We start from the raw sequence: 20,376 nt of genomic DNA on the forward strand, positions 1-20,376 counted from the left end.
TTCCCTATATAAGGGTTGGGTCGGTCGGCGCACCCCGTGGTTCTTGGTTTCGACCCTCCTCATTGGCTTACGGTCCAGTTTCCGGTATAAAGTTGGACATGCTCACATCAAGGGAGTTTGCCTGTGATGGAGGAGCGAACCCAGAAGCCGGCAGCGGTGTTGCAATTGTCGATGGCTAAACGAACAAGGATGCCCTGGTAGCATCCTTGTTCGCTTTTGGGCTGTACATACGACAGGCCGAAGCAGGTCGTGAGGTCACAGTCGAGTCATATGTTGGCGACCGATTCGCGGTGAGGGCTTTCGAGAATGGTTTGTACCTACGGCGTCACAATGTTACGATTCCCCTAGCCAGCCAGAGCAAGCGATAGAGGCACCGCGACCATTCGGCAAGAGTGGTGAAAAAAACGCCGGGTAGCTAGGAGCAACGTAGAGCATGAGTGCTGTCATACAACTGACATTGGACGGGTCTCTGATCCTTCCGAACAATCGAGTGTCATTGCGGGTACTCGGCCATTCAATGACGTGCATTCAGTCGGCGGCTGATCGCGCATATTTGGACGTTCGGTATGGGCAGGTCTGGAAGCACGCGAGAATATCGAGGGCCAACTATCTGGAAGCCGACTTTGTCGTTGGCGATCCCGAGGCGGGGAGTTTTCGAATAGCTTTCGCGTCTCAGGCCGGTCGGGCTATCGTTACTCGCGTAATGCAAGCGTTAACCGACCCATATAGAGAGGCGCGGGAAGGGGGGGATCGTATCGCTAATACTATCGCCCATCAAATAGCCATGCGACGTAATCAATTAGATCACAATCAGGTTACGCCTCAGACTTTTGAAAATTTCTTGAATAACCCCGATGAATTGGCGGTGCGTACCTATGGGGACAAATCAATTAATAAGGAAATCAACCAGCTTTTGAGTCCCGTAAGATCGCAGGCAGACTCTGTGTTAAGACTTTCGCTAAAGCCGGAGGATCAGGTTCCTGCGCAAGTCTATGAGTTTGATCAGCCTGCGGCAAAGCGTTTCGCAAAGGTTATTGGTGAGCGCGAACTGGGTGCACCTGTGATTTACCGTGGAAAGCTGCGGCAACTGGACCGTGGTCATAACCAAAGATCGAATTTCAAAGGGAAATTCATAAATGCGGTAACTGATCGCGACGTTGTTTTGTATATTCAGAGTGAAGAGGATTTTTCCGATCTCGTTCCATATTTGGATAGGGACGCAATCTCAATTATGGCGTGCCCTGTAATTGAGTACTCTTCGTTCGACCCGCAAGGTGGGGATTTGCAGTTTATCGGGATTTTGCCGGATGAGTGATAGCACGCTGGACAAGATGAAGGGGCAGTGCTTGGAGCTTCTGTTGGAAATTTTTCCTGCGGAACATATTTTGGTCACCATGGTTTTTGCTCTCGTCTTTAATCAGCTGGCTCATGATTTATCGCTGTCAGTATATGATGCGTTGCTGCATTTGAATTTTGATAATTCGGTTGGATTAAAATCCGGAAAATTTTGGGGTGTGCCTCTTGCTATATTTGGCGTCGCTTTTTTGGCGGTGGCAATCAACGTCTTTATAATTGGTGTGGGCCTGCGATTCTCGTTTCGAAGAAGTGGCGTTGATGCGAAGATTGTGGAGTGGATGCGGAAGGCGAATTCTGCAATAAAATCGCTTGAACAGGGTGGGCGTGAGGCTGTTCATCGTTCCATAGAAAAAGAATTCAATAAGCGACTTAAACGCTACCGAGCTAAACGGATGCTATCCGAGGTCGCTCTATCAATACTCGGTTTGGTATTGTGGGGTTCGATTCTGCTTCTATGGACATCGAAGGGGCAATTGGAGATTTCAAGGCCGGACTGTCTAATTGCATTAGGGGCAGGGGTTGGAGGGCTTTTGCTCCACAGAGAATCTATTCGATATGCGATTTCGAGTCTGATTCCGTTGCAAATTTATGCATGCGCTGCATCGGGTGAGATTGCCTTCTTTGAAGGGATGGAATAGTCGGCGCACTGGGTGATAGTTCAGAGCAACCGATGCGCGGAGGCAATACCAGACTCTATCTTGTGCGGCCTGCAGCATTAAGATGGTGGAACGACAGGGGATGGGTGGTTCCTTCTGGGGTTGTCGCAACTACTCGAAGGGGTGCAAGGCCACGCTTCCACGTGTTGCTTGATGCAGGTGGGACCTTCTGTCGTCAGCGGCAAATGTGCAAGTGAGGCGGCACAATGTTTGAGAGGTAGTCTGTGCAAATTGAATGGGTGGGGAGATACAAGCTGTCGTTCGACAGCAACCGCTTCACGGTCGAATGCCCTTTGGGAACCGACAAGTTCTCAGGTTTCGCGACATCTGACTTACCGAAGCTGTATGTCGTCAGTGTCGAAGATCAACCAATTTACGTCGGAATTACCAAGCAGCCTGTTCGGAACCGGTTACGTCTGGGGTGGAATGCATCAGGCGAGAGCGGTTATCACGGTTACGCATGGCGGCATGCGCTGTCTGCGGCCAACTTGGACATATGGTGTCACCGTGATCCGCCTGAGACCGATCCGTGCTTGGACATCGAGACGGTTGAGGCGGAAGTCGTCTATTTGATCCGACAAGCTGGTCAGTGGCCACGTTTCCAGACTGAAATCCATTTTCACCCGTCCAGCGATGAGCATCGAAAATGGGCTTCCTCAATTGCCGAGAGGTACGATTTGACGCCCGAGGGTCAGTCTGCCGCCTCAGGGACAGTGTGAGACATGACCAACGGCTTGCACGATAAAGCCCGGCGCGTCTGGGCAAGCATAGAAGCAGCCACTGCGTCGCCCCATCACAAATGAAATGGATCGCCATCCCGTCGCCTCTAGTTCGATCGTGTCCGGGTACGGTTGCTCCGTGACACCTATCACGTGGCGAAGGTTGACGTAGAGAAGCAAGTCTGTTCCGCGCTTGAAGTCCGGCGAATACTTGTCGAGGCTTGCCGCTTCTTTCCGACAGAGGCGGTATATCTCTCCAAGGCTCATGTCCTTCGGCGTAAAGGGCCGAAGCAGGTCTTTGGCTTCAGTGATGCTTTGCGCACGTTCTAACTCTTGCTTGTACTCGGCATGTCGTCGTCTGCCCGGGTCTAGAATCTCTTTGATCTCGAAACGGGCGTTGCGAAACTCAACGTCGGGCGGGTCTTGTTTGATGCTGATGATCTCGCCTTTCGCCGGGGTAATTCCAAGATTTCGAATAAACGCATCTGCAACCCAACGTTCGCGCTCATTCTTGTTTTGAGGCGCGAAGTATTCAACGGAGGCTTCAAGGTCTTTGCGACGCTGCGCGATGAATTCTTGTTCGTCCATACCTTCCTTTGGCCCGGCGCGGGGAACTCAGATGAGCGGAATGCAGTCCGCGAAGTCCACGTGCAACTTGCGGACGGGCGGCATGTTCCTTTGCGGATCGCCGGTAAGAATGGCGGTCAACTGTGCCGCGATGCAGACAAGCGCATTGGAGTTCCGCATTGCGTCAATGGCAAGCTGGACAGGGAAGCCGGAGAGCGTCCTTGCCAGCGGGTGGAGCCCGCCATGTGTGTAGCTACTCAGTGCTTTCCACGACACATCTCTAAATTGCCGAAGTTGGTCAACTAGTTGTGCCGGGGCTTCACTGGCATCCAATTGCTTCAGCATTTCGGCCAACATCGGCCCTTCGTTCGCTCTGCGGGCACTCTCGACGGTGAGGGGTTCGCCAAGTTTGTCCACCCAATTGTCCGTGGCGGCATGAAGCAGCCAGATGCCGCGAACAAGGGATTCGTACTGAGGGCGCAACAGGGATAGAGCGGAAGTACCCAGACCGTTGCCAATCAGTATCAGCGCACCCCTTGCGTGGTCCAGTGACAGCAGCCCGGCTTGAAATGAGACGACGAAACGCTTTTCTGGGAAAGGGATGAGACTGGCTACTTGTGTCGCCACTGTTTCATGGAACTGTGTCGTCCGGGCAATTGCAGTACGTAGTTCTTCTTCGGTCATATCAGGCAGTTACTGCGGAACTGGTGGCGGGACGACATCAGTGTACCAATGTCCCGCCGACATGGATGACCGGACGGTTAGCCAATCTTCTTCGCCAGATCAGAAGCAGACGGATGATAGTACCGCTTCAGCATTGTCAGGCTGCGGTGCCCGGATACTGCCGCCAGTTCGATTAGGTTAGGCAGCTTCGTCGCCAGCCGGGTGATGGCCGTGTGACGAAGATCGTGCCAGTGCAGGTCATCCAGTCCAGCCCGTTTGCATGCCCGTTTGAACGCCTTATGGTGTGCTGGTGCATTGATGGGGAATACGTTTCCATCAATGCAACGTGGTAGTTCTCTCAACAGGTCTACTGCCTTCAGTGACAGTGGCACAGTTCTCGGGGTCCCATTTTTAGTCAGCGGCAGGAACGCCGTCTGGCTTTCGAGGTCGATGTTTTGCCAGCGAAGTTGCAGAAGTTCACCCCGCCGCATTGCCGTTTCCAGACTCAGGATTGCCATTGGCTGTAGACACGGATTCCGACGACCCGTAGGTGCCAACGCAGCAAGCAGTCGGCCTTCTTCCTCCACTGACAGTACCCTGTCGCGACCCAGTGGGGTTGGCGGTTTGCGAACAGATGCGACCGGGTTTGCGATGTTGATGCCCCATTCGCGTCGTGCGTGGTTGATGACCGAGGAAAGGTAGGCCAGTTCGCGAATCACGGTCCCCGGCTGCACGTGCTTCAGTCGCTCATCGCGATATGCTGCGATTGCCATTGGGGTCAATGCCGCCATGCTCAATTTGGCAAGTTTCGTGCGGCCCATCGCACGTAGCCTGATGGTGTCTTCAGTGCCGCCACGCATCGATGGGCATACATCGACTATGTACCGTTCGAGAACATCCCCAAGGGTGGTCGATTCGGCTTCGCTTCGGTTGACGTAACTACCCCGGTCCATCTCTGTTTCGACTGACCGCGCAAATCGTTCAGCGTCTTGGCGGGTAGTGAAGGTTTTTACTTCAAGCGGGAAACCTCTGCGACGAACACGTACCTGCCATCTGTCGCCTCTGCGGGATATAGAAGCCATTTCCTGTCCTCAGTGGAGCAGGATTGGAGCAAGATCGATTTTTTGTGCCCTTCTGCCATCATTCGCGACGCACCAGAAGGGCCGCAGGTGACACACGGTTCAGCACAGTCAAGTCATGCCGGAATATCTGGAAAACCTTACGAATCAAGGGTTCGCCGTCCAGTCCCCCGACTTGCCGCCGTGCTTTTCCAGCAGCCTCACATCGCCCATCACCATGCCCCGGTCCACCGCCTTGCACATGTCGTAGATGGTCAGCAGCGCCACCTGCACGCCGGTCAGCGCTTCCATTTCCACGCCAGTCTGGCCGTGGGTTTCGGCGCGCACCGTGCAGCGCACGGCGGAGGCCGCCTCGTCGAGGGCGAAGTCCACCGCCACCTTGGTGAGCGCCAGCGGATGGCACAGCGGAATCAGGTCGGAGGTGCGCTTGGTGGCCATGATGGCGGCCACGCGGGCGATGCCGAGCACATCGCCCTTCCTGGCGTTGCCGTCCCGCACCAGCGCGAAGGTGGCCGGCAGCATGGTGATGGTGCCGGTGGCGAGGGCCACGCGGTGGCTGTGCGCCTTGGCGCCGACGTCGACCATATGGGCTTGTCCGGCGGAATCGAAGTGGGTGAGCTGGCTCATGGCGTGGGCGGGAATCGAAGGGGAGTTGCGGCAATGCCGGGGACTGGCCGGAGGCCCGCCGCGCCAGTTGGCGCGCGGCCTGGGCGGCATCGGGGACCTGTCGGGCCCGCCTTGGGCGCGCCCGATGGGAATGGTTTCCGGAGGCCGCTATCATAGCAAGATGCGCAAGAATCCAACGCTCCGCGGAGCGCTCTCCTCGCCCGCCCGACAGGCCTGCCCGACATCGCCCGGGATGCGTCCGCGGCATGCCCGCGCCGCCGCTTCCCGCATTTCCCGCGCTTCGGCTAGCCTGGCGCGCCGCTCGCTCGCGGCGCTGCTGGCGCTGACGGTGGCCCTGCCCGCGTGGCCGCAGCAGCGCGCGCTGCTCAACGATCCGGCGCGCACGGCCGCCGATGCCGTCTATGGCGGCGACAGCAGCGACCAGGTCTACGACAACCTGAACCGCAGCGTGAAGGCGGGGCAGAAGTCCGAGTTCGGGCTGCGCACCAACAACACCGTGGTGGAGGGCAGCGGCGTGCAGCTGCCCGACCTCGGCGACCCTTCCACGGCATCGCTGACGCCCGACATGGAGCGGCGCCTGGGCGAGCACATCATGCGCGACATCCGGCGCGATCCGGACTACGTGGTCGACCCGCTGCTGGCCGACTACCTGAACGCGCTCGGCTACCGCCTGGTGCAGGCGGCGCGCCGGCAGAACATCTCGGGCTCGACCGGCTCGGGCACCTTCGCCACCGGCTTCGAGCTGTTCGCGGTGCGCGACCGCACCATCAACGCCTTCGCGCTGCCCGGCGGCTATATCGGCGTGCATACCGGCCTGCTGGTGCAGTCGGAGACCGAGTCGGAGCTGGCCTCGGTGCTGGGCCACGAAATCGGCCACGTGATGCAGCGGCACATCGCGCGCGGCATCACCTCGCAGGACCAGTCGATGTGGATCTCGCTGGCGTCGATGGTGCTGGCCGGGCTGGCCGCCACCAAGAGCGGCGACGCGGCCTCGGCGCTGGCGATGGGCGGGCAGGCGGCGGCGGTCGCCAACCAGTTGTCGTTCTCGCGCGGGGCCGAGCGCGAGGCCGACCGCGTGGGCTTCCAGATCATGACCGCGGCGGGCTTCGACCCGCAGGGCATGCCGGACTTCTTCAAGCGCCTGCAGCGCGTGATGGGCATCTCGGAAAACTCGGTGCCAGCCTATGTGCGCACCCACCCGCTGACCTCGGAGCGCATCGCCGACATGCAGGACCGCGTCAGCCACGTGGCGGTGCGCCACGTCGGCAGCACGCCAGAATACGAGTTCGCGCGCGTGCGCTCGCGCATCATCCAGGAAACCACGCCGAGCGACCTGCAGAACGTGCGCGCCGCGCTGCAGGCGCAACTGCCCTCGGCGGCGCCGGCGCGCGTGCCGGCGCTGTACTACGGCATGGCCTTCGCCGACCAGCGCCTGGGCCGCAACGCCGCCGCCGAGCAATCGCTGGCGGAGGCGCGCCGGCTCTACGGCACCATTCCCGGCGCGACCTCGGGCAGCCCCATGCTGGACGTGATGGCGATCGAGCTGGCGCGCGCGCAGGGCCGGCCGCAGGACGCGCTCAACCAGGCCGCGGCGTCGATGAGGGCGTTCCCGCTCTCGCACGCGGTGGCGGTGAGCTACGCGGCGACCTTGCTGGGGGCGGGGCGGCTGGACCAGGCGGTGGCCTTCCTGCGCGAGCGCACGCGCGAGGACATCTCGCGCGCCGAGTGGTGGGACATGCTGGCGCGCGCCTATGCGGGCCAGGGCCGGCGCGTGCAGCAGCACCAGGCGCTGGCCGAGAAATACGCCATCGACGGCGCCTACCAGGCCGCCATCGAGCAGTTGCAGATCGCGCGCAAGGCCGGCGACGGGGATTTCTACACGCTGTCCGAGGTGGACGCGCGGCTGCACCAGCTCGAGCGGCAGTTCCGCGAGGAAAAGCAGGACAACAAGGGCATGCCGAACTAGCCGCGGCCGCGGTTCGGGCGGCCGTTCAGCCGGTCATTCAGGCCGCCGCTTCGCCCGCCGGCGGCGCCGGCTGGCGCACGAAGCCGTAGCGCACCGGCACTTCGTCCTGCGCGACCGGCTCGATCGGCACGTCGGCGCCATCGAAGTGGAACACGCCGAGATCGCCGCCGCAGGCCTCGCCATGCCAGGTGCAGACGCTGCTGAAGGCGTCGAGGTCATGGTCGTGCAGCAGCGCGGCCGCGATGCCGCCGCCGCCTTCCGCCTCGCTTGCCTCGATCTCTCCGGTCAGCACCACGTTGCCCTGCTCGTCGGCAAGGCAGCCGCGCAGCGCGAACGCGCGGCCGGTGGTGGTGTGCAGCCGGCCCTGGTGCAGCCGCACGATCCACGGGGCGTAGGCCAGCGCCACGAACACGCGCTGCGGCCCGTTCTGGAAGTACCAGGCGCCGCGCTCGTCGCGCTGGTAGTTGCGCTCGATGAAGGCGACCAGCGCCTCGTGCCGGATCGGGTCGCCGGACAGGCCGTGCTGCTGGGCGTACTCGTTGCGCATGCGCCATTGCCCGCGCCGGTCCAGCGCCAGCCAGCCGTAGCAGTTGGGTACGTTGGGCCAGCGGGCCATCGCTTGCTTGACTGTCTCGTCCATGATCTTTGTCTCCTCTGTGGCGCGCCTCGCGGCGGGCCGCCTCGCCGGCCGCGGGGCTATGCCACGCTGTCGAAGAATTGCAGGATGCGCGCCGGCAGCCACTCGATATGGCCAGCATACGGCAGCACCGGCAAGGCCCGCAGCAGATCTTCGCGCGGCGTCATGAAGCCGACGTGACCGCCGTGCGCCGGCTGCTCCAGCCGGACCTGCGCGCCGACGTCGGCGGGGCCGGGCAGGTAGCGCGCCGGCAGGAAGGGGTCGTTGCGCGCGTTGAGCACCAGCGTGGGCACGGCGATGGCGCCGAGCACCGGCTTGCTGGAGGCGCGCGCCCAGTAGTCGTCGGTATCGCGGAAGCCGTGCAGCGGCGCGGTCACGATATTGTCGAAGGCGTACAGGTCGCGGCTGGCCAGCATCGCCGCGCGGTCGAACAGGCCCGGATACTGGCGCAGCTTGTCGAGCGACTTGCGCTTGAGCGTCTGCAGGAACATGCGCGTGTAGAGCATGTTGAAGCCCTGCGACAGCGCCGCGCCGCCGCCGGCCAGGTCGAGCGGCGCCGACACCGACGCGGCCGCATCGACGAAGCGCGCGCCGCCGCCTTCCTCGCCCAGGTAGCGCAGCAGCGCGTTGCCGCCCAGCGAGATGCCCACCGCCAGCAGCCTGCGCCCGTGCGCGCAGTATTCGCGGTGCAGCCGCTCCAGGATCCAGCGGATCTCCTGCGCGTCGCCGGAGTGGTAGAAGCGCGGCGCCAGGTTGAGTTCGCCCGAGCAGCCGCGGAAATGCGGCACCACGCCCTGCCAGCCGCGCGCGGCCAGCGCGTGCATCATGGCCTGCGCGTAGTGGCTGCCGGAATTGCCTTCCAGGCCGTGGAACATCACCAGCAGCGGCGTGCCGGGCGTGACCGCGTGGGTGGTCCAGTCGAGGTCGATGAAGTCGCCGTCGGGCGCGCTCCAGCGCTCGCGCCGGAAGGCCGCGCGCGGGCGCCGGGTGAAGCGCGCCGGGATGATGGTCTGGGCGTGGCCGCCGGACAGCCACCAGGGCATGCGGCGGCCGCCGCCGAATGCCTTCGCGCCGGATGCGTTCATGCTGCCGGGCACGGCTAGTGCAGCGCCTGCCCCGGTGCCGTGCTGACGGCGGCGACCTGCGCGGCGTTGGCCGGGCTGCAGTGGATATGGGCCAGGCGCCAGCCTTCGTGGTTCTGCATCAGCACGTAGGTGGTGTGCACGTACAGGTCCGCCTCGACGCGGTCGCCGCCGAAGCGCAGCGCCTCGGTCACGTCGAAGATGGCCACGCCGAGCGAGGCGTGGCTGCTGGTCTCGATCACGTCGATCAGCACCGGCTGCAGGTCGAGCAACTGGGCGAATGCCTGGCGCAGCTGCTCGTGGCCGATCAGGCGCTGGCCGTCCGGCATCACGCAGGTGACCGAGTCCTCGTCCAGCCACAGGCGCAGCGCGCCGTCCGCGTCGCGCAGTTTCATGGCTTCGCGAAAGGCTTCGACAATGTCTTCGGCGGAATCGAACAGGCGGGCAAAACGAGGCATGGTGACAGGGCTCAGGGATTCGTTGGCCGGATCGACACGGACTTGGGGGCCGGCATCAGGTGCGTCGGGCTGGTGCGTCAGGCGCGGTGCAGGAGCTTGCGCAGCTCCACGAACACCATTTCCGGCTCGATGTCTTTCAGGCATCGCAAGTGGCCCAGGGGACACTCGCGCTTGAAGCAAGGGCTGCATTCGAGCTGCAGCCACATGATACTAGCAGCCTGCGACAGCGGGGGCGTGTGGCGCGGGTCGCTCGAGCCGAACACCGCCACCTGCGGCCGGTTCAGCGCCGCGGTGACGTGCATCAGGCCGGAGTCGTTGCAGACCGCGCCCTCGGCCAGCGCCAGCAGGTCCACGGCGTCGTCCAGCGAGGTCTGGCCGCACAGGTTGCGCACGAACGGCGCGCCGGCGACGATCTCGGCGGCGATCTCCGCGTCCTTGGGCGAGCCCAGCGTGACCATCTGCGCGTAGGGGAACGAGCGCTTGAGCATCTGCGCCAGCTCGGCGAAGTGCGCCGCCGGCCAGCGCTTGGCCGGGCCAAACTCGGCGCCCGGGCAGAACGCGATCAGGCGCGTGCCGGGCGGGATGCCGAAGCGCTCGGCGGTCTTGGCCATGCGCGCCGGGTCGGTGCGCAGGCGCGGCTCGGGCAGGTCCTCGGGCAGGCGCGCGCCGGGCTTGAGCGCCAGCCGCGCGTAGTGCTCGACCATCGGCGGGCGCTGGTCGCGCGGCGGGTTGGCGTGGCGGATGTTGAGCATGCCGAAGCGCGCCTCGCCGCGGTAGCCGACGCGCAGCGGAATGCCGGCCAGCCACGGGATCAGCGCCGACTTGAGCGAGTTGGGCAGCACGTAGGCGGCGTCGTAGCCTTCGTTCTTGAGCTGCTGCGCGAACATCAGCCGCGCCGAGAGCTGCAGCTTGCCGTGCGCCAGCTCGCTCGGGAACACCTGGTTGATCTCGGGCATGCGCGCCAGCACCGGCGCCACCCATTTGGGGGCGAGGGCGTCGATCAGCAGGCGCGGATGGCGCGCCTTCATGAGCGAGAAGAGCGGCTGCGCCATCAGGGCGTCGCCGATCCAGTTGGGGGCGATGACGAGGGCTTTTTTCATGGATGGGGCGCTGCCGGAAAGAAAGGCGTGATGCAGGCGCTGACGGTGCCGGCGGGCAGGCCGGCCGCGCGCGCCGCGCACGCCGACACTCCGGCGCGCCTGGAGGCGGGCCGGAGTGTCGGGACGGTGCGGTCAGGCGTGGAGCGCGTCAGTGGTGGCCCTTGATGACGGTGCCTGCCTTGAGCTTGTAGACGGTGCCGCAGTACGGGCACTTCACTTCGCCGGTGTCCACCACGTCGAGGAAAACGCGCGGATGGTAGTTCCAGGCGGGCGTGTTGCCGGTGGGGCAGTGCAGCGGAAGGTCTTCTGCGCCGATTTCGATTACGGAGGCGGTTTGCGTCATGGTCTTGCGAGGATGGTGTTGGTCTTGTGGGGAACAGGGGGCGCCGGGCGCTGGCCCGGCGGCTGGGTTCGATGCGTCCGCGGCAGGCTTGCGTGGCCGCGCTCAGACCAGCGTCAGCCAGCGCTTGTACTGCTCGCTGGTGCCGCCCACGGCGGCGAAGAAGGCGTCCTGCACGCGCTTGGTGACGGGGCCGCGGCGGCCTTCGCCGATGATGCGGTCGTCGAGCTCGCGGATCGGCGTGACTTCGGCCGCGGTGCCGGTGAAGAAGGCTTCATCGGCGCAGTAGACCTCGTCGCGCGTGATGCGCTTCTCGCGCACCGGGATGCCGAGGTCGCGCGCGATGGTGAGGATGGCGTCGCGCGTGATGCCGTCCAGGCACGAGGCCAGGTCGGGCGTGTAGATCACGCCGTCGCGCACCACGAACACGTTCTCGCCGGAGCCTTCGCTGACGTAGCCTTCGGTGTCGAGCAGCAGCGCCTCGTCGTAGCCGAGGCTGGTGGCTTCCTGGTTGGCCAGGATCGAATTGATGTAGTAGCCGCTGGCCTTGGCGCGCACCAGCGAGACGTTGACGTGGTGGCGCGTGAACGAGGAGGTCTTGACGCGGATGCCGCGCTCCATGCCTTCCTCGCCCAGGTAGGCGCCCCACGGCCACGCGGCGATGGCCACGTGGATGGTGTTGCCCTTGGCCGACACGCCGAGCTTTTCCGAGCCGATCCACACCAGCGGGCGGATGTAGCAGGATTCGAGCTGGTTGGCCTTGACCACCTCGCGCTGCGCCTGCGCCAGCGTGGCCTCGTCGAACGGCATCGCCATCTGGAAGATCTTGGCGGAGTTGAACAGGCGGCGGGTGTGTTCCTTGAGGCGGAAGATCGCGGTGCCGTCCGGCGTCTTGTACGCGCGCACCCCCTCGAACACGCCCATGCCATAGTGCAGGGTATGGGTGAGCACGTGGATCTTGGCGTCGCGCCATTCGATCAACTTGCCATCCATCCAGATTTTTCCGTCGCGATCCGCCATCGACATGGTTTTCTCCGTGTGCGTCGTCAGCAATACAAAAGCGACATTGTAAACCCCGGGACCCCCGGTGCCAACGCGGTCGCGGCGCCGGTGCGGCTTAAAATCGTCACATTGTGTCCGCTGCCGTACCCATGCCGCCTTCGTTTCCTCCCGCCGCGCCCCACGCCGATCCGCTGACCGCGCTGCTGCGCGACGCGCTGTTCTCCGGCGCGCCGGAGCAGGTCGTCGAGCCCCTGCTGATGCTGGCCGGCGACCGCGCCGGGCAGGCGCGGGCGCTGGTCGACGCCCTGCTGGCGGCCGGCGGCGCGCGGCTGCTGGACCGCGTGGCGCTGCCCTACCGCTGGCACATCGTGCTGGCCGGGCTGGACGTGCTGTTCCACGACTGGGACCCGCGCCTGCGGCCTTGCCTCGACTACGCACTGGCCTGCGCGCGGGCCGATGCGCCGGCGGTGCCGCCGCACATCCGCGGCGCGCTGGCCCAGGGCCTGCTGTTCGCCGGCGACGCGCCCGGCGCGCTGGCGCTGATCCCGGCCAGCGGCGGCAGCGGCGACGACCTGGCGCAGCGCGCGCTCGCGCGCCTGCAGCAAGGCGACTGGCCCGGCGCCCAGGCCGGCTTCGAGGCGGCGCTCAGGCAGATCCGCGCCGAGACCGGCGAGCGCGCCGGGCTGCTGGGCCCCGCGCTGGCGCCGTTCTACCCGCTGGCGCTGCTGGCGCAGCGCGCGCCCGTCCACCTGGAGCGCGCGCGCCGCTTCTGCCAGGCGGAAGCCGGCACGCGCACGCCGGCGGCGCGCGGGCGCTGGGGCTTGTGGGTCCACGCGCTCGACGCGCAGCGCGGCGACGCGCGGCTGGACGAAGCCGCCTTCGCGCTGGCGCCCGAGGTGCCGCCGCTGGCGCAGTTCTGGCGCGTGCTGCTGCGCGCGTGGCTCGGCGACGGCGTGCCGGCCAGCGGGCGCCGCCAGCCCGAAGCCGAGCGCGCCCGCGCCGTGGCCGGCTTGCGCGAGCGGCTGCAGGCCTGCGGCATGGACTGGCTCGGCCGGCAACTGGACGGCGCCGTGGCGCTGGCGGACGGGGAGCCGGTGCCCGCGCACTTCTTCGCCGGCCAGCGCCGCGAAAGCTGGCGGCTGGCGCTCGACGCGCTGCAGGCGCTGGCCGGCGAGACGCGCGCGCCCGACGGCGCCAGCGCCAGCCGCCTGCTGTGGGCGGTGACGCTGGACGCCGACGGCGCGGTCGGCACCATCGAGCCGCTCGAGCAGGCGCGCGGCCCGCGCGGCTGGAACAAGCCGCGCCCGCTGCCGCTGGCGAAGCTGGCCGAAGACGACCGGCTCGAGCCGTGGGACGCCCGCGTGGCGCGCGCGATCCGGCGCGACCAGTCCTCGCGCCGCCGCTACGTGCTCGACCGCGCCGCCGCGGTGCTGGCGCTGGTCGGCCATCCGGGCGTGGTGCTGGCGCAGGCGCCCGAGCAGACCCTCGAGGTGGTGGAAGGCGCGCCCACGCTGGAGGTGGTGCGCGACGGCACGCGCTACACGCTGCGCGTGTCGCCGCCGCTGCGCGAGGCGCCGGCGCTGGACAGCTTCCTGCCGGCCGGCGGCCGCGCCGAGGCCGAGGCGCTGCGCCAGATCACCGTGCTGCGCGAAGGCTCGCAGCGCCTGCGCGTGATTCGCCTCACGCCGGCGCAGCAGGGCGCCGCGCAACTGATCGCCGACGGGCTGGCCGTGCCGGCCGAGGCGCAGGGCCAGCTCGACGCCACGCTGCGCGCGCTGTCGGGGCATTTCCAGGTGCATTCCGACCTCGGCGGCGGCACGCGCGAGCTCGAGACCGAAAGCCGCCTGCGCGCCGAGCTGGCGCCGCTCGGCGAGGGCCTCGCGCTGCGCCTGGTGGTGACGCCGCTGGGGCCGCTGGGCCCGCGCCTGGCGCCGGGCGGCGGGCGCGAGCGGCTGATGGCCGCGGTGCGGGGCGAGTCGCTCGCCACCCAGCGCGACCTCGCCGCCGAGCTCGCCAACGTGGCCGAGGTGTTCGACGCGCTGCCCTTCCTGGTGCCGCGCGCGCCCGACAGCGGCGAATACGACTGGACCCTGACCGACCCGGAGGAGGCCCTGTCGGCGGTCGAGGCATTGCCCGGGCTGGCCGGCGTGCAGGCGCTGGAATGGCCGCGCGGCAAGGAAGTGCGCGTGACCGGCGCCGACATCGCCCAGCTGGCGGTGCGCATCGAGACCGAAAGCGCCTGGTTCAAGCTGGCCGGCGAGCTGCGCGTGGCCGAAGGGCTGGTGGTGCAGCTCGGCGAGCTGCTGGCCTGGGCCGCCAGCCACGCCGGGCGCTTCATGCCGATGGGGCAGGGCGTCTACGTGGCGCTCACGCGCAGCCTGCGCGCGCGGCTGCGCGACCTCGCCAGCGTGGCGCACGGCGCGCGCGACGGCATCCAGGTGCCGCTGATGGCCGCGCCCTGGCTGGACGACGTGCTGGCCGGCGCCGGCGTCGACCCCGACAGCCATTTCCGCGAGCGCGCGCGGCGCCTGCGCGGCGCGCGCGCCAGCCTGGCCGCGCTGCCCGCCAACCTGGCGGCCGAGCTGCGGCCCTACCAGGAAGACGGCTACCGCTGGGCCATGTCGCTGGCCGAGGCCGGCTTCGGCGCCTGCCTGGCCGACGACATGGGGCTGGGCAAGACCCTGCAGGCGCTGGCCGTGATGCTGGCGCGCGCCCCCGGCGGCGCCGCGCTGGTGGTCGCGCCGACCTCGGTGTGCGGCAACTGGGCCGAGGAGGCGCGCCGCTTCGCGCCCACGCTGCGCGTGCATCTGTATGGCGAGAACACCGCCGAAGGCGAGCGCGGCGCGCTGCTGGCGCAGGCCGGCCCGTTCGACGTGGTGATCGTCACCTACACGCTGCTGCTGCAGGCGCGCGCCGCGTTCTGCCAGCGCGAATGGCATACCGTGGTGGCCGACGAGGCGCAGTCGTTCAAGAACGCCGCCGCGCGGCGCGCGCAGGCCATCTTCGCGCTCAAGGCCGGCTTCCGCATGGCGCTGTCCGGCACGCCGGTCGAGAACCGGCTGGCCGAGCTGTGGTCCATCATGCGCTTCTGCAATCCCGGCCTGCTCGGCTCGCTGGCGCGCTTCAACGAGCATTTCGCCGTGCCCGTCGAGCGCAACGGCGTGCGCGAGGCCGCGCTGCGGCTGCGCCGCATGATCGCGCCGTTCGTGCTGCGCCGGACCAAGGCCCAGGTGCTCGACGAACTGCCGCCGCGCACCGAGCTGGTCCTGCGCGTGGAGCCCGACGCGGTGGAAGCCGCCCACTACGAGGCGCTGCGCCGCCAGGTGCTGGCCGAGGCCGAGGCCGCGGTGGCCGCGCCGGCGCGCGGCGCCGGGAAGGGCCAGCTGAAAGGCCAGCCGGCCCCCGATGCGCGCATCCACGTGCTGGCGCAACTGATGCGGCTGCGCCGCGCGGCCTGCGACGCGCGCCTGGTCACGCCGGAGCTGGACCTCGGGAATCCCGGGCAGGACGGCGCCAAGCTGCGCGCGTTCGTGCAACTGGCCGGCGAGCTGGCCGCCAACGGCCACAAGACGCTGGTGTTCAGCCAGTTCGTCGATTTCCTGCAACTGCTGCGCGACGGCCTGGAGCGCGCCGGGCTGGCCTGGCAATACCTCGACGGCGCCACCCCGGCGGCCGAGCGTACCCGGCGCGTGGCGGCCTTCCAGGCCGGCGAGGGCGACGTCTTCCTGATCAGCCTGAAGGCCGGCGGCTTCGGCCTCAACCTGACCGCGGCCGACTACGTCGTCATCGCCGACCCGTGGTGGAACCCCGCCGCCGAGGACCAGGCGATGGGGCGCGCGCACCGCATCGGCCAGCAGCGCCCGGTCACGGTGTACCGCCTGATCAGCGCCGGCACCATCGAGGAGCGCATCCTCACGCTGCACCACGGCAAGCGCGCGCTGGCCGACGGCATCCTGGAAGCCGGCGAGGAGGGCGGCGCGGCGATGGACGGCACCGCGGCGCTGCCCGACATCGACGAACTGGTGGGGCTGCTGCGTCGTTGAGCCGGCCCGCGGCGCGGCCCGGTACGTCATGTCTGCTTATGCCAACATGGCATACCTTCAAGCGATCTGGATCGTTGGTGATGCGGCGGATCGTTGGTATCTTGCTGTCCTGGCCCGGGGCGCAGACCCCGGCCGCGCGCCCCTGGCCCCAGCCTTGCTTCGCCCTGAACTCCCGCGATCCTTTTTTCCGACGGTGCCCCCCATGTTCCGCATTGCTTCCCGCCGCTTCCCATTCAGCACCCGCGCTTCGCGCCTGGCCGCCGGTCTCGGCGCGCTGGCGGCGATCTGCGCCGTTTCCACACTTTCGGCGCCGGCCCGCGCCCAGGGCGCGGCATGGCCGAACCAGCCGATCACCATCCTGATGGGCTTCACCGCCGGCTCGGGCGTGGACATGGTCGGCCGCACGCTGCAGGAATCGCTGCAGAAGTCGCTCAAGACCACCATCATCTACGACTACCGGCCCGGCGCCGGCGGCAACGTGGCCTCCGAAGTGGTGGCCCACGCCAAGCCCGACGGCTACACGCTGCTGCTCGGCACCGCCGCCACCCACGGCATCAACCCGGCGCTGTACAAGAGCCTGCCGTTCGACGCCGAGGCCGACTTCACGCCGGTGGCGCCGCTGGTCGAGGTCTCCAACGTGCTGACCGTGAACCCGGCCGTGATCGACGTGAAGTCGGTCAAGGAATTCATCGAGAAGGTCAAGGCCAACCCCGGCAAGTACAACTACGCCTCCACCGGCAACGGCACCGGCACGCACCTGGCCTTCGCCGAGTTCAACGCGCGCGCCGGGCTGGACATGGTGCACGTGCCGTACAAGGGCGGCCCCGACGCGCTGCAGGCCGTGCTCAAGGGCGAGGTCTGCTGCATCTTCAACCAGGTGCAGAGCGTGCTGCCGCAATACCGCGCCGGCAAGGTGCGCCTGCTCGGCGTGACCACCAAGGGCCGCGTGGCGGTGATCCCGGAAGTGCCGACCATCGCCGAGAGCGGCCTGGCGGGCTTCAACAGCACCATCTGGTTCGGTTTCTTCGGGCCGAAGGGGCTCGATCCGAAGATCAGCAAGAAGATCAACGACGCGGTCAAGGTGGCGCTGGAAACGCCGGCGATCCGGCAGAAGCTGATCGAGGCGGGGAATTCGCCGCGCGTCGAGACCGTGGAGCAGTTCCGGGAGACGGTGAAGGCGGACCGGAAGAAGTGGGCGGGGGTGGTGAAGAGTGTGGGGGCTTCTATTGATTGATTTGGGCGATGTGGCTGGTTGACGGTGTGGTGTGGCTGGCCGGTGCTGACTGGCGTTTCCACCTTCAACGTCAACTGCGGTTTCACCTCCCCTGCGGGGAGGCGACCTACTTTCTTGTCTCGCCAAGAAAGTAGGCAAAGAAGGCGACCCGGATGCGGCGACATCCCCTCGCCGTCGAACCTGGAAGAGCGGCCGGGGCGCAAACTCGGATCGCCTCAAGGCGATCCTCAGACATGCGCCCCTCTTCTCCGCTCTTCCAGGTCCGCCGGCGAGGCGCCGCATACGGGACCTGACCCCCTCCACGGCTCGCTTCGCTTTGCCGTGGGCGCGCCGGGAATCCGGGGGTTTGGCTGTCTTTTCCTTGTCTTATTCCTGTTAAGCGGATGCTTACGAGGGTGCGGGGTGGCTCTATAATGGCCGCTTGCCTGCGCGGGCTTGCCTGCCCGGCGCAGCCGCCCCATCCATCCCTCGCATCATGACCCTCCAGTCTCCCCAGGCGCTGCAGCGTGCCTGGCAGCGTTTTGATCCGGCCGAACGGGCGGGTTTCGTCGATGGCGCGCGTCATTTCGCGCCTTCCTTGCCGGCGGTGTTTTCGTGGGGGCTGGTGACGGGCGTGGCGATGAGCAAGTCGGTCATGACGGTGCCGGAGGCCATCGGCATGTCGCTGCTGGTCTACGCGGGGTCGGCGCAGCTGGCGGTGCTGCCGCTGTTCGCGGCGGGTTTGCCGCTGTGGACGATCTGGCTGACGGCGGCCGTCGTCAACCTGCGCTTCGTGATCTTCAGCGCGGGGCTGCAGCCGCATTTCAGCCATCTGCCGCTGTGGCGCCGCACGCTGCTGGGGTCGTTCAACGGCGACCTGCACTTCGTCTATTTCATGCAGCGCTATGCCACGCCGGGCTACGAGCCGGGCAAGGAAGGGTATTTTTGGGGCATGGCGCTGACCAACTTCGTCATGTGGCAGGTCTCGTCCATCGTCGGCATCGTGCTGGCCAGCGCGTTTCCGGACAGCTGGGGGCTGGCGCTGGCCGGCACGATGGCGCTGATCCCGGTGATGGTGTCCACCATCGGCTCGCGCTCGACGCTGCTGGCGGTCGCGGTGGCGGCCACGCTGGCGCTGCTGTGCTTCGACCTGCCTTACCGGCTCGGGCTGGTGGCGGCGGTGGTGGGGGCGATCGCCGCGGGCATGGCCAGCGACGAGCTGGCGGCGCGCGCCACCTTGCGCGGCATCCGCCGGCGCAATGCCGGGGCCGGGCGTGCCGGCGCGGCGCCTTCGGCGGAGGACCGCGCATGAGCCATTTCCAGATCTGGGTCGCGCTGGCCGGCATGGCGCTGGTGACGATCGTCACGCGCGCGCTGTTCCTGATGGCGGGCGAGCGCGTGAGCGTGCCGGACCGCCTCCAGCGCGCGCTGCGCTATGCGCCGGCGGCCGCGCTGGCGGCCATCATCCTGCCGGACCTGATGACGTGGCAGGGGCATTTCTCGGTGGCGCCGGGCAACTTCAAGCTGGTGGCCGGCGCGGTGGCGATGGGGTTCTACCTGCTGACGCGGCGCATGGTCGGCATGATCGCGGCCGGGATGGCGGTGTACACGGGCCTGCGCCTGTTCGCCTGAGCCTCGCCGGGGGCCGGTCAGTCCGGCTTGCCGCCGTCACCGCCGCCGTCGCCGCCGTCGGCTTCCGGCCCCGGCCCGAGCGCCGCGCCCAGCTGGGTCAGCAGCCGCGCCAGGCGCGCCTGGGTGCCGGTGCCGGTCTTGAGGAACACCGCCTTGAGCTGGCTGCGCGCGGTCTCGTGGCGCACGCGCAGGCGCTCGCTGGCTTCGGGCAGGCCCATGCCGGTGGCCAGCAGGGCGGCGAGCCGGATTTCGGCCGGCGTCAGCCCGTAGAGGTCGCGCAGCAGCCCGGGCAGGTGCGCGGCCGACGCGCCGTCTTCATGGATCACCACCAGCGCCGCCGGCTTCTGCCACGGCAGCGCGAAGCGGTGCGACGGCGGCAGCGGCAGCACGATCACCTGCGCGCTGGCGCCGTCGGGGTGGCGCGCCAGCGCCGCCTGGGCCGGCTGCGGGCTGTGCGCGGCGCAGGCGGCGGCCACCATGTCGGCCAGCGGGCGGCCGAGCTGCCATTCGCTGGCCTTGCCGGCGGGGTCGAGCCGCCGCACCCAGCGCTCGCCGATGGCGTTGCTCAGCAGCACCTGCCGCTCGGCCGAGAAGGCGATCAGGCCGAACGACACGCGCTCCAGCACCTGCGCCGACAACCGGGCCTGCATGGTCAGCCCGAGCGTGCGGTCGCGCATCGCCATCGCGGTGCGCATGTGGGGCAGCGCCCAGTCCAGCGCGCGCGTGTCGGCCTCGGTGAACACGCCCTGCGAGAACGAGCGCTGCAGGGCGAAATACACTTCGTAGTGCGGCTGCCGCTCGACCAGGCAGGCGGCGTAGGAGCACAGGTCGAAGCGGTGGAAGAAGTCGCGGTAGAACGGGCTGCGCCGCATGGCGCCTTCGCCGAAGTCGCGCGCGTCGATGTACCACTGCCCGGGCGAGAGCTTCTGCGCGAACAGCTTGCCCGGGTCGATCTCGTGGAATTCGCCCTCGTAGGCGGCGAGCAGTTCGTGCACGGGCCGCACCATCTCGCTGACGGTCATCAGGTCGCGGTCGGTGTCGCGCACGATCATCGACGCATGCGCGCAGCCGGCGAAGCTGCTGATGGCGTGCAGGCTGCGCTGCCAGGCCTGCGCGTCGAGAATGCCTTCGTACAAGCCACGGATTGCCCCGTGCATGTCCTCGTTCATGATTACCCCCGCATCGCGACAACGGCATGTGCCGTGTGGCGCCGGCGCCGCTTCCCGAAAGCGCGTC

The 20,376-nt window shown here is 67.1% G+C and carries 19 protein-coding genes; 8 read left to right on the forward strand and 11 right to left on the reverse strand.

Translation table 11 applies throughout. From position 1 onward, the window contains the following. The first annotated feature begins 433 nt into the window (after positions 1–433). The 3 genes from KF708C_RS02080 (at position 434) to KF708C_RS34280 (ending at position 2,731) form a co-directional block, all read left to right on the forward strand. Positions 434–1,315, forward strand: a complete 882-nt coding sequence (locus KF708C_RS02080; protein ID WP_059410591.1) for a hypothetical protein — start codon at positions 434–436, stop codon at positions 1,313–1,315. After that, entirely contained in the window at positions 1,308–1,994 is a 687-nt protein-coding gene (locus KF708C_RS35400; protein WP_156173701.1) for a hypothetical protein, read from the forward strand. Before KF708C_RS02080 ends, KF708C_RS35400 begins: the two co-directional genes overlap by 8 nt. Before the next feature lie 242 nt (positions 1,995–2,236). After that, on the forward strand, positions 2,237–2,731 hold the full coding sequence (locus tag KF708C_RS34280; RefSeq protein ID WP_156173703.1) for a hypothetical protein: 495 nt from the start codon (positions 2,237–2,239) through the stop codon (positions 2,729–2,731). Here KF708C_RS34280 and KF708C_RS34285 read toward each other — a convergent pair. The 4 genes from KF708C_RS34285 to moaC all read right to left on the reverse strand — a co-directional run bounded on the left by KF708C_RS34285 (position 2,717) and on the right by moaC (position 5,667). Continuing rightward, positions 2,717–3,319, reverse strand: a complete 603-nt coding sequence (locus KF708C_RS34285; RefSeq protein ID WP_082079403.1) for a DUF1780 domain-containing protein — start codon at positions 3,317–3,319, stop codon at positions 2,717–2,719. The two genes, KF708C_RS34280 and KF708C_RS34285, sit on opposite strands and share 15 nt — an antisense overlap. 27 nt (positions 3,320–3,346) lie before the next feature. Then, on the reverse strand, positions 3,347–3,982 hold the full coding sequence (locus tag KF708C_RS34130; RefSeq protein WP_082079404.1) for a DUF6988 family protein: 636 nt from the start codon (positions 3,980–3,982) through the stop codon (positions 3,347–3,349). Between the two features lie 77 nt (positions 3,983–4,059). Continuing rightward, positions 4,060–5,043, reverse strand: coding sequence for a tyrosine-type recombinase/integrase (locus KF708C_RS34290; protein WP_082079405.1), 984 nt, complete (start codon positions 5,041–5,043; stop codon positions 4,060–4,062). Between the two features lie 144 nt (positions 5,044–5,187). After that, positions 5,188–5,667, reverse strand: a complete 480-nt coding sequence (gene moaC / locus KF708C_RS02090) for a cyclic pyranopterin monophosphate synthase MoaC (RefSeq protein ID WP_059410593.1) — start codon at positions 5,665–5,667, stop codon at positions 5,188–5,190. Between the two features lie 232 nt (positions 5,668–5,899). On the opposite strand from moaC, the gene KF708C_RS02095 reads away from it, so the two are divergent. Then, positions 5,900–7,633 (forward strand): M48 family metalloprotease, encoded by a 1,734-nt coding sequence (locus tag KF708C_RS02095; protein ID WP_020204411.1) that lies wholly within the window; start codon positions 5,900–5,902, stop codon positions 7,631–7,633. 37 nt (positions 7,634–7,670) lie between these two features. Here KF708C_RS02095 and KF708C_RS02100 read toward each other — a convergent pair whose 3' ends face one another. From KF708C_RS02100 to KF708C_RS02125, 6 genes are all read right to left on the reverse strand, one after another. Next, positions 7,671–8,273 carry a DUF2946 family protein gene (locus KF708C_RS02100; protein ID WP_059410594.1) on the reverse strand — a complete coding sequence of 201 codons (603 nt, stop codon included), beginning with the start codon at positions 8,271–8,273 and terminating at the stop codon, positions 7,671–7,673. Positions 8,274–8,329: 56 nt separating this feature from the next. Further along, on the reverse strand, positions 8,330–9,355 hold the full coding sequence (locus tag KF708C_RS02105) for a YheT family hydrolase (protein WP_059410595.1): 1,026 nt from the start codon (positions 9,353–9,355) through the stop codon (positions 8,330–8,332). Between the two features lie 14 nt (positions 9,356–9,369). Then, positions 9,370–9,810, reverse strand: coding sequence for a YybH family protein (locus KF708C_RS02110; protein WP_020204414.1), 441 nt, complete (start codon positions 9,808–9,810; stop codon positions 9,370–9,372). Between the two features lie 77 nt (positions 9,811–9,887). Beyond that, positions 9,888–10,910 carry a lipopolysaccharide heptosyltransferase II gene (waaF, locus tag KF708C_RS02115; RefSeq protein WP_020204415.1) on the reverse strand — a complete coding sequence of 341 codons (1,023 nt, stop codon included), beginning with the start codon at positions 10,908–10,910 and terminating at the stop codon, positions 9,888–9,890. A 148-nt stretch (positions 10,911–11,058) separates the two neighbouring features. Then, on the reverse strand, positions 11,059–11,253 hold the full coding sequence (locus KF708C_RS02120) for a zinc-finger domain-containing protein (protein WP_020204416.1): 195 nt from the start codon (positions 11,251–11,253) through the stop codon (positions 11,059–11,061). A gap of 102 nt (positions 11,254–11,355) precedes the next feature. Further along, on the reverse strand, positions 11,356–12,276 hold the full coding sequence (locus KF708C_RS02125; RefSeq protein WP_020204417.1) for a branched-chain amino acid transaminase: 921 nt from the start codon (positions 12,274–12,276) through the stop codon (positions 11,356–11,358). A 1,013-nt stretch (positions 12,277–13,289) separates the two neighbouring features. Between KF708C_RS02125 and KF708C_RS02130 the strand changes: the two genes are divergently transcribed. From KF708C_RS02130 to KF708C_RS02145, 4 genes are all read left to right on the forward strand, one after another. Next, entirely contained in the window at positions 13,290–16,295 is a 3,006-nt protein-coding gene (locus KF708C_RS02130) for a DEAD/DEAH box helicase (RefSeq protein ID WP_370552783.1), read from the forward strand. A 202-nt stretch (positions 16,296–16,497) separates the two neighbouring features. Continuing rightward, positions 16,498–17,529 (forward strand): Bug family tripartite tricarboxylate transporter substrate binding protein, encoded by a 1,032-nt coding sequence (locus KF708C_RS02135; protein WP_020204419.1) that lies wholly within the window; start codon positions 16,498–16,500, stop codon positions 17,527–17,529. A gap of 475 nt (positions 17,530–18,004) precedes the next feature. Continuing rightward, positions 18,005–18,820, forward strand: coding sequence for an AzlC family ABC transporter permease (locus tag KF708C_RS02140; RefSeq protein ID WP_059410596.1), 816 nt, complete (start codon positions 18,005–18,007; stop codon positions 18,818–18,820). Continuing rightward, complete coding sequence (locus KF708C_RS02145; protein ID WP_059410597.1) at positions 18,817–19,140, forward strand: AzlD domain-containing protein; 324 nt, start codon at positions 18,817–18,819, stop codon at positions 19,138–19,140. Before KF708C_RS02140 ends, KF708C_RS02145 begins: the two co-directional genes overlap by 4 nt. 17 nt (positions 19,141–19,157) lie before the next feature. Here the strand turns inward: KF708C_RS02145 and KF708C_RS02150 are convergent, their stop codons facing one another. Beyond that, the gene (locus tag KF708C_RS02150; RefSeq protein WP_059410598.1) at positions 19,158–20,309 is read right to left on the reverse strand and encodes a helix-turn-helix transcriptional regulator; all 1,152 of its coding nucleotides are present in this window, start codon (positions 20,307–20,309) and stop codon (positions 19,158–19,160) included. Positions 20,310–20,376 lie beyond the last annotated feature (67 nt).

This window comes from Cupriavidus basilensis (assembly GCF_000876015.1).
In the GTDB taxonomy this organism is placed as follows: Bacteria; Pseudomonadota; Gammaproteobacteria; order Burkholderiales; family Burkholderiaceae; genus Cupriavidus; species Cupriavidus basilensis_B.

Coding starts and splice junctions, on each gene's coding strand:
- KF708C_RS02080 (WP_059410591.1), top strand. CDS start 434: ATGAGTGCTGTCATACAACTGACATTGGACGGGTCTCTGATCCTTCCG.
- KF708C_RS35400 (WP_156173701.1), top strand. CDS start 1,308: ATGAGTGATAGCACGCTGGACAAGATGAAGGGGCAGTGCTTGGAGCTT.
- KF708C_RS34285 (WP_082079403.1), bottom strand. CDS start 3,319: ATGGACGAACAAGAATTCATCGCGCAGCGTCGCAAAGACCTTGAAGCC.
- KF708C_RS34130 (WP_082079404.1), bottom strand. CDS start 3,982: ATGACCGAAGAAGAACTACGTACTGCAATTGCCCGGACGACACAGTTC.
- KF708C_RS34290 (WP_082079405.1), bottom strand. CDS start 5,043: ATGGCTTCTATATCCCGCAGAGGCGACAGATGGCAGGTACGTGTTCGT.
- moaC (WP_059410593.1), bottom strand. CDS start 5,667: ATGAGCCAGCTCACCCACTTCGATTCCGCCGGACAAGCCCATATGGTC.
- KF708C_RS02095 (WP_020204411.1), top strand. CDS start 5,900: ATGCGTCCGCGGCATGCCCGCGCCGCCGCTTCCCGCATTTCCCGCGCT.
- KF708C_RS02100 (WP_059410594.1), bottom strand. CDS start 8,273: ATGGACGAGACAGTCAAGCAAGCGATGGCCCGCTGGCCCAACGTACCC.
- KF708C_RS02105 (WP_059410595.1), bottom strand. CDS start 9,355: ATGAACGCATCCGGCGCGAAGGCATTCGGCGGCGGCCGCCGCATGCCC.
- KF708C_RS02110 (WP_020204414.1), bottom strand. CDS start 9,810: ATGCCTCGTTTTGCCCGCCTGTTCGATTCCGCCGAAGACATTGTCGAA.
- waaF (WP_020204415.1), bottom strand. CDS start 10,910: ATGAAAAAAGCCCTCGTCATCGCCCCCAACTGGATCGGCGACGCCCTG.
- KF708C_RS02120 (WP_020204416.1), bottom strand. CDS start 11,253: ATGACGCAAACCGCCTCCGTAATCGAAATCGGCGCAGAAGACCTTCCG.
- KF708C_RS02125 (WP_020204417.1), bottom strand. CDS start 12,276: ATGTCGATGGCGGATCGCGACGGAAAAATCTGGATGGATGGCAAGTTG.
- KF708C_RS02130 (WP_370552783.1), top strand. CDS start 13,290: ATGGACTGGCTCGGCCGGCAACTGGACGGCGCCGTGGCGCTGGCGGAC.
- KF708C_RS02135 (WP_020204419.1), top strand. CDS start 16,498: ATGTTCCGCATTGCTTCCCGCCGCTTCCCATTCAGCACCCGCGCTTCG.
- KF708C_RS02140 (WP_059410596.1), top strand. CDS start 18,005: ATGACCCTCCAGTCTCCCCAGGCGCTGCAGCGTGCCTGGCAGCGTTTT.
- KF708C_RS02145 (WP_059410597.1), top strand. CDS start 18,817: ATGAGCCATTTCCAGATCTGGGTCGCGCTGGCCGGCATGGCGCTGGTG.
- KF708C_RS02150 (WP_059410598.1), bottom strand. CDS start 20,309: ATGAACGAGGACATGCACGGGGCAATCCGTGGCTTGTACGAAGGCATT.